This window comes from Arthrobacter sp. FW306-1B-G06A, from assembly GCF_058781765.1.
In genome coordinates this window covers 84,179-96,501 of record NZ_JBYSXB010000007.1, presented here as the reverse complement: position 1 = coordinate 96,501, position 12,323 = coordinate 84,179, and the positions used below count along the sequence as shown (strand labels likewise).

11 protein-coding genes are annotated in these 12,323 nt (G+C 65.0%); 6 read left to right on the top strand and 5 right to left on the bottom strand.

Features of this window, described 5'->3' with window-relative positions; genetic code table 11:
* The first annotated feature begins 72 nt into the window (after positions 1 to 72).
* Entirely contained in the window at positions 73 to 1,272 is a 1,200-nt protein-coding gene (locus AC3WJM_RS05675; protein WP_492271360.1) for a pyridoxal phosphate-dependent aminotransferase, read from the top strand.
* Positions 1,269 to 2,228 (top strand): 2-hydroxyacid dehydrogenase, encoded by a 960-nt coding sequence (locus AC3WJM_RS05670; RefSeq protein ID WP_492271359.1) that lies wholly within the window; start codon positions 1,269 to 1,271, stop codon positions 2,226 to 2,228. Before AC3WJM_RS05675 ends, AC3WJM_RS05670 begins: the two co-directional genes overlap by 4 nt.
* Positions 2,229 to 2,318: 90 nt before the next feature.
* Here AC3WJM_RS05670 and AC3WJM_RS05665 read toward each other — a convergent pair whose 3' ends face one another.
* The gene (locus tag AC3WJM_RS05665; protein WP_492260012.1) at positions 2,319 to 2,723 is read right to left on the bottom strand and encodes a LacI family DNA-binding transcriptional regulator; all 405 of its coding nucleotides are present in this window, start codon (positions 2,721 to 2,723) and stop codon (positions 2,319 to 2,321) included.
* Here AC3WJM_RS05665 and AC3WJM_RS05660 point away from each other — a divergent pair.
* The 3 genes from AC3WJM_RS05660 (at position 2,712) to AC3WJM_RS05650 (ending at position 7,468) form a co-directional block, all read left to right on the top strand.
* Positions 2,712 to 3,572, top strand: coding sequence for a Gfo/Idh/MocA family protein (locus AC3WJM_RS05660; protein WP_492271358.1), 861 nt, complete (start codon positions 2,712 to 2,714; stop codon positions 3,570 to 3,572). The two genes, AC3WJM_RS05665 and AC3WJM_RS05660, sit on opposite strands and share 12 nt — an antisense overlap.
* A gap of 73 nt (positions 3,573 to 3,645) precedes the next feature.
* Positions 3,646 to 6,354, top strand: a complete 2,709-nt coding sequence (locus tag AC3WJM_RS05655; protein WP_492271357.1) for a winged helix-turn-helix domain-containing protein — start codon at positions 3,646 to 3,648, stop codon at positions 6,352 to 6,354.
* A 91-nt stretch (positions 6,355 to 6,445) separates the two neighbouring features.
* Positions 6,446 to 7,468 (top strand): DUF4386 domain-containing protein, encoded by a 1,023-nt coding sequence (locus AC3WJM_RS05650; protein ID WP_492271356.1) that lies wholly within the window; start codon positions 6,446 to 6,448, stop codon positions 7,466 to 7,468.
* Positions 7,469 to 7,592: 124 nt separating this feature from the next.
* Here AC3WJM_RS05650 and AC3WJM_RS05645 read toward each other — a convergent pair whose 3' ends face one another.
* The 3 genes from AC3WJM_RS05645 to AC3WJM_RS05635 all read right to left on the bottom strand — a co-directional run bounded on the left by AC3WJM_RS05645 (position 7,593) and on the right by AC3WJM_RS05635 (position 10,192).
* Positions 7,593 to 8,471 (bottom strand): SDR family oxidoreductase, encoded by an 879-nt coding sequence (locus tag AC3WJM_RS05645; protein ID WP_284989165.1) that lies wholly within the window; start codon positions 8,469 to 8,471, stop codon positions 7,593 to 7,595.
* The gene (locus AC3WJM_RS05640) at positions 8,468 to 9,493 is read right to left on the bottom strand and encodes a helix-turn-helix transcriptional regulator (RefSeq protein WP_492271355.1); all 1,026 of its coding nucleotides are present in this window, start codon (positions 9,491 to 9,493) and stop codon (positions 8,468 to 8,470) included. The genes AC3WJM_RS05645 and AC3WJM_RS05640 overlap by 4 nt, the downstream gene beginning before the upstream one ends.
* Positions 9,494 to 9,607: 114 nt before the next feature.
* A complete protein-coding gene (locus AC3WJM_RS05635; protein WP_306960240.1) occupies positions 9,608 to 10,192 on the bottom strand; it encodes a helix-turn-helix domain-containing protein in 585 nt (194 codons plus the stop codon).
* Positions 10,193 to 10,313: 121 nt separating this feature from the next.
* Here AC3WJM_RS05635 and AC3WJM_RS05630 point away from each other — a divergent pair, with 121 nt between their 5' ends.
* Complete coding sequence (locus AC3WJM_RS05630; protein WP_492271354.1) at positions 10,314 to 11,354, top strand: NAD(P)/FAD-dependent oxidoreductase; 1,041 nt, start codon at positions 10,314 to 10,316, stop codon at positions 11,352 to 11,354.
* A 21-nt stretch (positions 11,355 to 11,375) separates the two neighbouring features.
* Here AC3WJM_RS05630 and AC3WJM_RS05625 read toward each other — a convergent pair whose 3' ends face one another.
* Positions 11,376 to 12,260, bottom strand: coding sequence for an aldo/keto reductase (locus AC3WJM_RS05625; RefSeq protein ID WP_492271353.1), 885 nt, complete (start codon positions 12,258 to 12,260; stop codon positions 11,376 to 11,378).
* Positions 12,261 to 12,323 lie beyond the last annotated feature (63 nt).

The following is a 12,323-nucleotide window of genomic DNA, read 5'->3' as shown; positions in this document are numbered from 1 at the left end:
TGATATATTAGTCCTGAACTTGATCTGAATTCGCCGGAGAATTGATCGCCAACTCAACGAGGAGTGAACAGTATGCAGCAACTCGCGCACCGGCTCGAACGTCTGGGCACCGAAACCGCCTTCAGCGTCGCCCAGGCCGCGGCCGCCTGGAAGGCGGAGGGGAACCGTGTGTTCCCCTTCCATCTTGGTGACATCAACATCCCCACGGCCGGGAACATCGTGGAAGCAATGAACCGGGCCATCGCGGACGGCTACACGGGCTACTGCCCCGGCCCCGGCATCCCGCAGCTGCGCGAAGCCCTGGCCGAGGACATTGGCTCGCGCCGTGGCATCGACTTTTCCCCGGACAACGTCGTCGTGATGACGGGCGGCAAACCCGTCATCACGAAGTTCCTGCAGGCGGTCATGAACCCCGGCCAGGAAGTGCTCTACCCGAACCCCGGCTTCCCGATCTACGAATCGCAGATCGAGTACCTTGGCGGCACGGCCGTGCCCTACCGCTACCTGCCCACGAGCACGGGCTTCGCGATCGACCTCGACCAGATCCGCGCGTCAATCACTCCAAACACGGTCGCCATCATCTACAACGACCTGCAGAACCCCATCTCGGCGGAGTCGACGGCGGCCGAGCGGGAGGCCATCGCACAGCTCGCCCAGGAGCACGACCTGTGGGTGCTCTCCGACGAGGCGTACTTCGAGACCCGCTACGAGGGCGTCTCCAGCTCGATCGCATCTCTTCCGGGCATGGCCGAGCGCACCGTCATCCTGTACACATTCAGCAAAAAGTTCGCGATGACCGGCTCACGCCTCGGCTGCGCCGTTGCACCGCTCGAGATCGCCAAGGTGCTCAGCACGCTCAACACCAACGATGAGTCGTGCACGACGCACTACGTGCAGTGGGCCGGCGTCCAAGCGCTCCGCGGCCCCCAGGAATCCGTGCAGCAGATGCTTGACATCCTGCAGAAGCGTCGGGACACTGCCTGCGAGCTCGTGAACTCCATCCCCGGCGTGCGCGTCGCCGTGCCGCAATCGACGTTCTACCTGTTCCCCGATGTCACCGAGGCTATGGAGCGCATGGGATACACGGCCGTCGGAGACTTTGCCACCGATGCCCTGTACAAGACCGGCGTCTCCTTCTGCACGCGTGAGCACTTCGGCCGCCGCCTGCCCGGTGAGCAGCGGCAGTACATACGACTCGCCTACTCAGGCATCGAGGTGCCGGATATCAGCGAAGGCCTGGGCCTCCTGCGCGAGTGGATCGAGACGGCATGAGCCGGGTAGTCGTCACGGGACGCATACCCGAAACCGCAATCGAGAAGCTTCGCGCCGAGCACGACGTCGATGCATGGACGGGTTCGGAGTCGATCGGCCGCGAGGAGCTCCTGCACCGGGTGGCCGGGGCAGACGCCGTGGTGAGCCTGCTCACCGAACGCATCGACGCCGAGCTGCTCGACGCCGCCGGCCCGCAGCTCAAGGTCGTCGCGAACGTGGCCGTGGGGTATGACAACATCGACGTCCCCGCCTGTACGGAACGGGGCATCGTGGCCACCAACACGCCAGGGGTGCTCACGGAGGCAACCGCCGACATCGCCATGGGCCTCGTCCTCATGGCGACCCGCCGGCTGGGTGAGGGGGAGAGGCTTATCCGCTCCGGCCAGGCCTGGAAGTGGGGGATGTTCTTCCTGCTCGGGTCCAGCCTGCAGGGCAAGACCCTCGGCGTCGTCGGCATGGGCGGCATCGGGCAGGCGACCGCGCGCCGGGCCAAGGCCTTCGGCATGGAAATCGTCTACCAGTCGCGCAGCGAGCTCGATCCGGTGATCGCCGCCGAGCTTGGCGCACGGCGGGTCGACCTCGACGAGTTGCTGACGGTGTCCGACGTCGTCTCGCTGCACTGCCCGTACGGGCCCGCCACGCATCATCTGATCGGCGCCGAACAACTCGCGGCGATGAAGAGCTCGGCGTTCCTCGTCAACACCGCGCGCGGACCGATCGTCAACGAAGCGGCCCTCGCGTCCGCGCTCCGCGAGGGCGTCATCGCCGGTGCCGGGCTGGACGTCTTCGAGCGTGAGCCCCAGGTCCATCCCGAATTGCTGGACCTGGAGAACGTGGTGCTCGTGCCGCACCTCGGCTCCGCGACCGTGGAGACGCGCACCGCAATGGCGATGCTCGCCGCCGACAACGCCCTCGCCGTGCTCAGCGGCGAACAACCACCCGCACCGATCAACTAGAGGCTGGCTGGGGTCGAGTCCGCCGTACGTCCACCGCGCGGCGGAATCGAGCCGCAGCTCAGCGTCCTTCAGGACGACAATCAGATGAAGTTACGCGGGCGAACTGGTCGAACCCCGTGTGATGAGCCGGGTCGCGAGCTCAATCCTTGGCCCGTCCGTGTTTGGGTCGATGCCTTCTCGCTGATTCGTCAAGCGCAGGAGCATGCGAAAGGCGGTGGCTCCCATTTCCTGAATGGGCTGCCTGACCGTCGTCAGTTGCGGTGTCGCCCAAGTCGCTTCGGGCACGTCATCGAATCCGACCACGCTGACGTCCCCGGGGATGTCGAGGCCGAGGTAGCGCACCGCGTCGTAGACGCCGAGGGCCATCATGTCCGATGCCGCGAAGATGGCGGTCGGCCTGTCCTCCCGGCCCAGGATGTCGACGGCGAAATCGCGTGCCTCGTCGCGGTTCCAATCAGCAGCACCGATTAACCGAGGCTCGACGTGCAGGTCCATGGCCGACAGGCCGGCAAGCACGTCTTTGCCGAGAAGCCCCTTGCGTTGTCCCCGGAAGACGCCCTCCCCATGCTGGAGCTCGCCGACTCTTTGGGGCTACGAGTCGGGAGCGCGCCCGATACCGTCCTCGGCACCGGCGTCCAAACGGCCCTGCAGTTGCTCAACGAAGGTGCCATCGGCACACCGGTCGCGGCGCAGGTTCACTGGTCCGCACCCGGACACGAACGCTGGCACCCGTCACCACTGTTCTACTACGAACCCGGAGGCGGCCCGCTATTCGATATGGGTCCCTACTACCTGACCAGCCTCGTCATGTTCTTCGGACCGGTTGTCCGCGTATCGGGAGTGGCCACTCGGTCCAACCGTGCGCGAACCGTCGAGACCGGACCGCTGGCCGGCACGCCGATTCCCGTCGAGATCGACACCCATGTCAGCGCGATCCTCGAACATGCGAACGGGGTGATCACCACAATCACGGTCAGCTTCGAAGTCTGGGCCACCCGGACTCCGCTCTTCGAGATCTACGGCACCGATGGCACCATCGCCGTCCCCGACCCGAACCGATTCTCAGACCCCGTCGAATTAATGACCCGGGAAGAACCGGAACGGCGCGAGGCGCCAACCTCTGCTGGCTATGAGGATGCCGGGCGAGGTTATGGTCTCGCAGACATGGCCAGGGCGATCGAGACAAACCGCCCACATCGCGCCTCCGGGCGGGTAGCGTTCCACATCCTCGAGGTTATGGAGGCCATCACACGCGCGAGCCGGGAGCATCGGGTCATTGACGTCGACAGCACGGTCGACAGGCCGGACGTTGTGCCGTTTGGTGCGGCACCCGACACCTGGTAGGCGCAAACTCACCGGCACTACACTGGGATCACCGGGCCGAGGCAAAGTGACCGGCTCTCGAGGGAGGTCCGTGATGGCAGGTCCATTGCTCGAGACCAAACTTCACGTTCCCGGGCCACGGAGCGCCCTCGTGGCCCGCCCCAGGCTGATCAGCCGTCTGGGCCAGGCCGATGAGCAAACGCTGGTCCTCATTTCAGCTCCCGCCGGCTTCGGGAAAACAACGGTGCTGGCCGAGTGGCTGGCAGATTCGCCCCACACTGGCCGATCGCACGCCTGGCTCTCACTCGACCAACGGGACAACGATCCCGTGCTCTTCTGGACCTACCTTGTGGCTGCCCTGGACAAGGCGTCTACCGGAATCGGCGCCAGAGCACTCGCTGCACTCCGGTCCACGCAATCGAGCACTGAAGACTTCCTGACCACCCTGATCAACGAGTTACAGGGTGGTCAGGACAGGTTTACGTTGGTGCTCGACGATTACCATGTCATCGACAATCAGGGCGTGCAGGAGGCTCTGGCCTTTCTCGTAGAGAACCTGCCCGCGCAGCTGCAACTGGTCATCGCGAGCCGTGCCGATCCAGCCTTGCCGCTCCCGCGACTCAGGGCACGCGGCAGGCTCCTCGAGATCCGTGCCGCCGATCTCCGCTTCACCCTGGAGGAAGCTGGCACCTACTTCAACGCCGTGATGGGACTGGGTCTCACCGCGCAGGATATCGCCGCCCTCGAAGGGCGGGCGGAGGGCTGGATCGCCGCGCTCCAATTGGCGGCGCTCTCGATGCAGGGAAGGGGCGACGTTGCCGGCTTCATCGCGGGTTTCGCAGGTGATGACCGGTACGTCGTCGATTACCTCGCGGAAGAGGTACTCCAGCGCCAGCCCGACGACGTCCGGAATTTCTTGCTGCAAACCTCCATCCTGAACCGGCTCAACGGTCAACTCTGCGACGCTGTGACCGGCCAAAACACCGGAAAAGCAATGCTCGAGGCGCTCGATCGGGGGAACCTGTTCGTGGTTCCGCTCGACGACCGACGCTGGTGGTACCGCTATCACCACCTCTTCGCCGACGTGCTGCGGGCGCGTCTCATGGACGAGCAGCCAGGCCGCATTCACGAACTGCACGAGCGCGCGAGCCTCTGGCACGAACAAAACGGCGACATTCCGGAAGCTATCCGCCACGCACTGGCCGCCCAGGACTTCGAGCGGGCCGCGGACCTGATAGAGCTCGCGATCCCTGCCCTGCGCAAGGACCGCCAGGAAGCCACGCTGAGCCGTTGGCTCGAAGCGCTCCCCGGCGAACTCATACACGCGCGGCCCGGGCTGGGCGTCGCCTACGCGGGGGCGCTCCTCGCGAGCGGCGAGCTCACCGGTGTCGACGCCCGCCTCGAGGAGGCAGAGCATTGGGTAGGTACGACGGCGGAAGGCCGCGACGGCGGCAACCTCACCAGTTCGATCGCGATCTACCGTGCCGCGCAGGCGCTTGCAAGCGGGGACACCACCGGGGCAATGACGCACGCGGCTACCGCGCTCGGCCTTGTCGGGAAGGACGATCATCTTGAGCGCGGAGCAGCATCCGGGCTCTTGGCGATCGGTCACTGGACGAATGGCGAACTGGAGGTAGCGCACCGCCTCTGGTCCGATTCCTATTCCAACCTTGAAAGGGCCGGGCACCACTCGGACATGCTCGGTTGCTCCATCGCTTTGGCCGACATCCGGATTACCCAAGGCCGGCTCCGCGACGCAATGGCCATCTATCAGCGGGGTCTTGAGCTCGCGGGAAGGCACCCGGCGCAAACGCTCCGGGGAACGGCCGACATGCACATAGGAATGAGCATGCTCCTTCTTGAACGCGGCGAACTTGACGCCGCAAGGGAGCACCTCCTGGCCAACCAGAGGCTCGGCGAGGACGCCGCGTTGCCCCAAAACCCATATCGCTCGCGGGTCGCGATGGCTCGGGTCCTCCAAGCGGAAGGGGACGTGGACGGCGCGCTTGAACAACTCGACGAGGCAGAGCGCCTGTACGTCGGCGACTTCTTTCCCGCGGTACGTCCGGTCCCGGCCGTGCGGGCGCGGATGTGGATCTCGCACGGAAGGACGTCCGACGCTTTCCGCTGGGCGCGCGAGCATGGCATTTCCGCCGAAGATGAGCTCTCCTACTTGCACGAGTTCGAGCACATCACCTTGGCCAGGGCACTCCTCGCCCAGGACAGGGCGGAGCCGTCGGAGGACCCTGCCGGACACGTCGTCGCCATGATTGACCGCCTCCTTCGGGCCGCGGAAGAGGGCGGCAGGACGGGGACCGTCGTCGAGCTTCTGGCGCTTTTGGCACTTGCCTACCAGAAAGAAGCGGACGACGGCGGGGCGCTGGCGGCGCTGCGACGCGCGGTAGCGCTCGCAGAACCAGAGGGCTACGTTTCAGTGTTCGTCGACGGGGGTGAGGCGATGGCGACCTTGTTGAATGCGCTCGTGAAGCGGGGAAGGGCCTCAGACTACGTAGGCCGGCTCCTGGAGTTGTTCGGGACCGAAACGCGCAGCACCCCGGCACGGCAACGCTTAATCGAGCCCCTGAGTGATCGTGAGCTGCACGTGCTTCGGCTTCTTTCCTCGGAGCTGGGCGGCCCGGAGATCGCGCGCGAGTTGCTCATTTCCCTGAACACCCTCCGGACACACACTAAGAACATCTACGCCAAGCTCGGCGCGAACAGCCGCCGCGCGGCCGTCCGGCGGGCCGAGGAGCTGGAGCTCCTGCCGCGAAAAGATCACCACATCAATCACCAGGTGTGGTGATCCCCGCTCACCACATCTCCTTCTACCTTCGAAGCATCAAAGAAGTCATCCGCAGAGGCGGTTGAACTCCACAAAGGCAGAAGGAGGGGCGATGAACGCGAGATCGGTAGGCCGGGAAGACACTCCGGCCGAGTATGAAATCCGCGTCAAAGGCCATCTTGATTCCCGCTGGGCCGCATGGTTCGAAGGACTGAGCGTCACCAACGAACACGACGGGACCGCCGTCATCCGCACCCGGACCGTAGACCAAGCCGCGCTCCACGGTCTGCTGCAAAAGCTCCGCGACTTGGCGCTACCGCTCCTGGCAATCACCCAAACCGGAACCACGCAAACCAGCCAGCCGGCGTCGAACGCCAGCATCTTCATCCCCAAGAAGGACCACACCATGAAAACCACCACCCAAACCCCGACAACTGATCGTGGCCGAATGGACCCCCTGCGGAAGACCGCGATGGTCGCAGGCATCCTGTACATCGTGACGTTCGTCAGCTCGATCCCGGCGCTTTTCCTGATTTCTCCCGTCCTGAACGATCCGCACTACATCACGGGCCCGGGTGCCGACTCGACCGTCATCTTTGGCTGCTTCCTCGATCTCGTCAACGCGGTTTCCGCGGTGGGCACCGCCGTCGCACTGTTTCCCGTCGTCAAACGGCAGAACGAGGGCATCGCGCTGGGCTTCGTCACCGCCCGGATGTTTGAAGCCGCGGTCATCGTGATCGGCGTCGTCAGTCTCCTGGCTGTGGTCACTTTGCGCCAGAACGGGGGAGCGGACCCTGCCTTGGTTCCCGTGGGCCAAGCGCTCGTGGCGGTGCGTGACTGGACGTTCATTCTCGGACCGAGCCTGGTTCCGGGCGTGAGCGGGCTGCTGCTTGGGTACTTGATGTACCGTTCGGGGCTCGTTCCGCGCATCATTCCCCTCCTTGGACTGATCGGCGGCCCGCTGCTGCTTTCGTCGACGATCTCAACGATGTTCGGTATCAACCAAGGGATCTCGGTGTGGTCGGGACTCGCAACCTTGCCGATCTTCGTTTGGGAGTTGTCGCTGGGCATCTGGATGGCGGTCAAGGGCTTCCGGCCTTCGCCTATCACCACCGGGCAAGTGCGCACAGCCTGAGGAGCCACCCACGAACTCCACGGAATGAGTCCCGCGGCCAACCCGGCCGCGGGACTCATCGCGTTGCAGGACGCGGCGGGTCTAAAGTTCAACGCCGACGTAAGACTCATGCCAGTTGATGATGTTAGGCGTCATGGGCGAGGTTGCTGGAGAGTTCGCGGTGGGCGTTGGCTTGGTCCTGGAGTTCCTTGGCGCGGGAGTCGAATAGTCCGACCGCGTCGGCTCCGGCGGCGAAGCGCAGTGGTGGCTGCTCCAGTTCGGCGAGTCGGATGAGGGCGTCGGCGAGTTTGGCGGGGTCTCCGCCCTGCAGGCCGTTCATGCTCTTCCATGAGGTGACGGTTTGTTCGGTGCGTTGGGCGTAGTCGCCGATGGTGGATTCGGCGTAGCGTGTGGATTCGGGGGTGAGCAGTTCGGTGCGGAAGAATCCGGGCTCGACGAGCATGGTGCGGATCCCGAACGGTGCGATTTCGGGGGCGAGGGACTCGGCCCAGCCTTCGATACCGAACTTGGACGCGGCGTAGGCGGTCAGGAATTCCCCGCCGGCGATGCCGGCGGTTGAGGAGATCGTGATGACCAGGCCCGAGCGTTGGGCGCGCAGGACCGGCAGTGCCGCTCGGGTGACGTTCATGGGCCCGAACATGGTGGTTTCGATCTGTGCCCGGAAGTCTTCGGGGGTGATTTCTTCGAAGAACCCGGCGTAGAAGTTGCCGGCGTTGTTGACGAGCACGTCGATCCGGCCGAAGCGGTCGACGGCGGCCTGGATGGCCGCTTCCGCGGCGGCGGGGTCGGTGACGTCCAGCTTCACGGCCAGCAGGGCTTCGTTTTCGCCGATGGCGTGGGCGACTTTTTCGGGGTTGCGGCCGGTGGCGACGACCGCGTGGCCGGCGGCGAGGGCCGCTTTCGCGATGTCGGTGCCCATGCCGCGGCCGGCTCCGGTGATGAACCAGACTTTTTTCCCGGTCATGTCTTCCTTCTGTCCTGTCTGGTCATTCTGCTGACTCATGGTTCTGTCTTTCCTGGGGTGGGTGTTCCCGGCCGCGCGGGGGAGCGCTGGCCAGGAGTGGTGGATCCACCGGCGGGGCCGCCGGTGGTGGTTTCAGGAGGCGACGCCGCCCAGCTGGCGAGGAACGCCAGCGCGTTCTCGGACGCGGAGCCAGGCTCCGCGGTGAAGGTGAACAGGGTCTGACCCTCGTCGCCGGGAAGGTCCAGCGTCTCGAACTGCAGGGACATGTCCCCGGCGAGCGGGTGGTGGAAACGCTTGGTGCCCGCGGTGTGGATCCGCACGTCGTGCCCGGCCCACAGGGCCGCGAACAGCCCGCTGCGCGTCGTCAGCTCCCCGACCAGCTCGTTCAGCGCCCGGTCATCGGGGTTCCGCCCCGATTCCAGGCGCAACATCGCGACTGTGGTCGCCGCGACCGCGCGCCAGTCAGGGTAGAAGTCACCCGCGCCCGGATCGAGGAAGAGATAGCGCGCCTGGTTCGGCAAGCGGGCCGAAGTGTCCGGTCCCGACCGTCCGGCGGGATTGGACTGTGCGGCTGGGTTGGACTGTCCTGCCGGGTTGAACTGCGCCGCGGAGCTGAACACGGGCCCGTACAGCGCCCGGCCCAGAAGGTTCGCGGCCAGCACGTCCGAGCGGCCGTTCTGGACGATCGCGACCGCTCCGGTCATCCCGTCCAGTAGACGCAGCACTCCGGGGCGGACTCTCTGCTGCGGTGGCCGGCGTGCCGCCCGCGGCGACGATGCGTTGGCCGTCCTTGCCAGGTCCATCAGGTGTGCCCGCTCGGCCTCGTCCAACTGAAGGGCAGATGCCACGGCCTCGAACACGGCGTTCGAGACGCCGCGGACGCTGCCGCGTTCCAGGCGGGTGTAATAGTCCGTGCTCACCCCCGCCAGATGCGCCACTTCCTCACGGCGCAGTCCCGGCACCCGGCGCAGTTCCCTGTAGGTGGGGATGCCGGCCTCTTCCGGGCTGATCTTCGCTCGACGCGAGATCAGGAATTCACGGATTTCGTCTTTTCTGTCCACATCCACCACGCTACGCAGCCGCGGCGGCCGGTGGCAGTGTCCACCAGACACCCCCAAACCGGCCCGGATACCAGCCACCGACCTTAGGCGTTCAGAAGGGCCGTTGCTTGGTCGCTATGACGGCTTGGGGCGGGCGCGTACATGCATCCGCTCGCCCTGCTGCCCGAACAAGCTGATGAATTCGACGGATTTTCCGTCGGCGCTGGCGAACCAATGGGGTGTGCGGGTGTCGAATTCCGCGGCTTCGCCAGCGCGGAGTTCAAAGTCTTTGTCGCCCAGCACCAGACGCAGCCGTCCGTTGAGGATGTAAAGCCATTCGTAGCCTTCATGAACACGCGGATCGGGCTCGGCCCCACGGGCGTCGCCGGCAAGAACCATCTTGAAGGCCTGCAAACCGCCCGGCCGGCGCGTGAGAGGAACGGCCGTCATGCCGCCATGGGTGATCGGCCGCAGATGAATTCTCGGATCCCCGGTGGGCGGGGCGCCGACCAGATCATCAAGAGGAACGCCGTACAACCTTGCCAAGGGCAGCAGAATTTCGAGGTTTGGCCTGCGTTGGCCGGATTCCAGGCGGGACAGGGTGCTTACCGACACTCCGGATGCAGAGGACACCTCTCCGAGGGTGAGATCCCGTTCCGTGCGGAGTGCCCTAAGCCGGGGCCCGACAGCCCCGAGAACATCATCAAGCTCATTTGCCATACCCATAGTTTGCCATAACGGCAAAAGAGTTTGCCAGATTTCCCACGCGAGATGAAAGCTTGTCTAAGCACCCAAGGACGCTGGCTGCGGACTTTCAGGACACCATGAAGGGCGAATCAGTATGGACACCACACGGCATGACGTCGTAATTATCGGGGGCGGCACTGCGGGACTGAGCGCGGCCACGACGCTGAGCCGCGCGCTTCGCTCGGTGCTGGTGATCGATTCCGGAACACCACGCAATGCACCTGCGGCGGGTGTGCATGGCTATCTTTCACGGGACGGCATGAACCCCCGGGAACTCCTGTCGATCGGACGCAACGAAGTGCTCTCCTACGAAGGAACTGTCATTGACGCCGAGGCCGTTTCGGCACGGCGCACTACCGACGGATTCGAGGTGACGCTCAGTGATACCCGCCGGTTTTCGTGCAGGCGCCTTCTGGTCACCACTGGCCTGACGGACGGGCTGCCTCCCATCGACGGCCTGCGGGAGCAATGGGGGAAGGGCGTTGTGCACTGCCCCTATTGCCATGGCTGGGAAATCCGCGGGAAAAGGATCGGGGTGCTGGGTACCGGAGCAATGTCCGTCCATCAGGCATTGTTGTTCAGGCAGTGGTCCCCTGATATCACCCTTTTCCTCAATGACACCGTGGAACCCACCGAGGAAGAGTGGGACAAGCTCAGTGCCCGGTCCGTAACAGTCGTCGACGGCGCCGTGGCCTCAGTGGACGCTGTCAACGGGGTCCTCACGGGTCTCACGCTCCGCCAGGGTTCCTCGTTCGACATGCAGGCCGTGGCTGTCGGTACACGGATGGAGGCCAGGTCCGCGCTGCTGGAATCACTCGGACTAAGTACCCAGGTGCACCCCATGGGGGTGGGGCGGTTTATCGAGACCGATGCTACTGGTGCGACGGCCGTCAAGGGCGTGTATGCAGCGGGCAATGTCTCCAATGTGATGGCCCAAGTGATCACCGCGGCGTCCGAGGGCGTGATGACCGGCGCACGGATCAACGCCGATTTGATAGAAGAGGAAACCCGGTGGGCCGTTGAGGGGCGGTTCGGCCCCTTCTCGGCGGCCTCGGAAGCGGCCGTATCCACCACTGTGCTGGGTCACGTCGATCACCTTCGCCTGGCCCCGGGCGTCACTTCGTGGGCTCCGTAGCTGTGGGTCCTTGTCTCTGTTTTAGGCTTCGGGGATGACCATGGCGAAGCGTTCCTCTCGGGCTTCGTCCGGGTCCGGACCGCTGCGGTTGCCGGTGTGGAGCGCGTCGATGGCGGAGAGTTCGGCTGCACTGAGTTCGAAGTCGAAGACGTCGAAGTTCTCGGCGATGCGTGCCGGGTTGGTCGATTTCGGAATGGCTGAGCGGCCTTGCTGAAGGTGCCACCGGAGCATGACCTGTGCAGGACTCTTGCCGCGGGCCGCCGCGATGGCGGCGATCGCAGGGTCTTCCATGACGTTCCGCCGCTCCTGGCCTCCCCATACTGGGTAGAAGGTGATCCCTCCGATGGGCGACCAGGCCTGGGTGATGACACCATGTTCGGCGTCGGCGGCTTGGACGTCCGGCTGGGTGAAGTACGGGTGGAGTTCGATCTGGTTCACGGCCGGGACGACGCCGGTCGAGTCGAGCAGTTGCGTCAGGTGGTGGGGCATGAAGTTGCTGACGCCGATCGCCCGCACGCGCCCGTCGGCGAGCAGGGTTTCCAGTGCTTTGTATGCGGCGATGGTTTTCTCGAACCGGTCGGGTGCGGGCTGGTGCAGGATGAGCAGGTCCACGTAGTCGACGCCGAGCTTGCCCGTCGCTTTGTCCCAGGCATGCAGGGTCTGGTCGTAGCCATAGTCACTGACCCAGACCTTGGTCTCGATGAAGACCTCTGCCCGATCCAGGCCCGAGCGGCGGATGCCTTCGCCGACTTCCCGTTCGTTGCCATACGCGGCGGCGGTGTCGATGTGCCGGTAGCCGGTAGCCAGCGCGGCCTCGACTGCCGCCGTCGTTTGCTCCGGGGCGCTTTGAAAGACGCCCAGGCCCAGGGCTGGCATTGTGACGCCGTTGTTGAGAGTAAGTTCCATGTCCATGCCTTTCACGGTATTCAGATGTGCGCAGATGTGGGAGGGCACGTCAGTACCCCCTTT

Excerpts from the sequence above, each read along its gene's own strand:
- AC3WJM_RS05655 (WP_492271357.1), top strand. The coding sequence starts at position 3,646 with ATGGCAGGTCCATTGCTCGAGACCAAACTTCACGTTCCCGGGCCACGG.
- AC3WJM_RS05625 (WP_492271353.1), bottom strand. The coding sequence starts at position 12,260 with ATGGAACTTACTCTCAACAACGGCGTCACAATGCCAGCCCTGGGCCTG.
- AC3WJM_RS05650 (WP_492271356.1), top strand. The coding sequence starts at position 6,446 with ATGAACGCGAGATCGGTAGGCCGGGAAGACACTCCGGCCGAGTATGAA.
- AC3WJM_RS05670 (WP_492271359.1), top strand. The coding sequence starts at position 1,269 with ATGAGCCGGGTAGTCGTCACGGGACGCATACCCGAAACCGCAATCGAG.
- AC3WJM_RS05630 (WP_492271354.1), top strand. The coding sequence starts at position 10,314 with ATGGACACCACACGGCATGACGTCGTAATTATCGGGGGCGGCACTGCG.
- AC3WJM_RS05675 (WP_492271360.1), top strand. The coding sequence starts at position 73 with ATGCAGCAACTCGCGCACCGGCTCGAACGTCTGGGCACCGAAACCGCC.
- AC3WJM_RS05635 (WP_306960240.1), bottom strand. The coding sequence starts at position 10,192 with ATGGCAAATGAGCTTGATGATGTTCTCGGGGCTGTCGGGCCCCGGCTT.
- AC3WJM_RS05665 (WP_492260012.1), bottom strand. The coding sequence starts at position 2,723 with ATGGACCTGCACGTCGAGCCTCGGTTAATCGGTGCTGCTGATTGGAAC.
- AC3WJM_RS05645 (WP_284989165.1), bottom strand. The coding sequence starts at position 8,471 with ATGAGTCAGCAGAATGACCAGACAGGACAGAAGGAAGACATGACCGGG.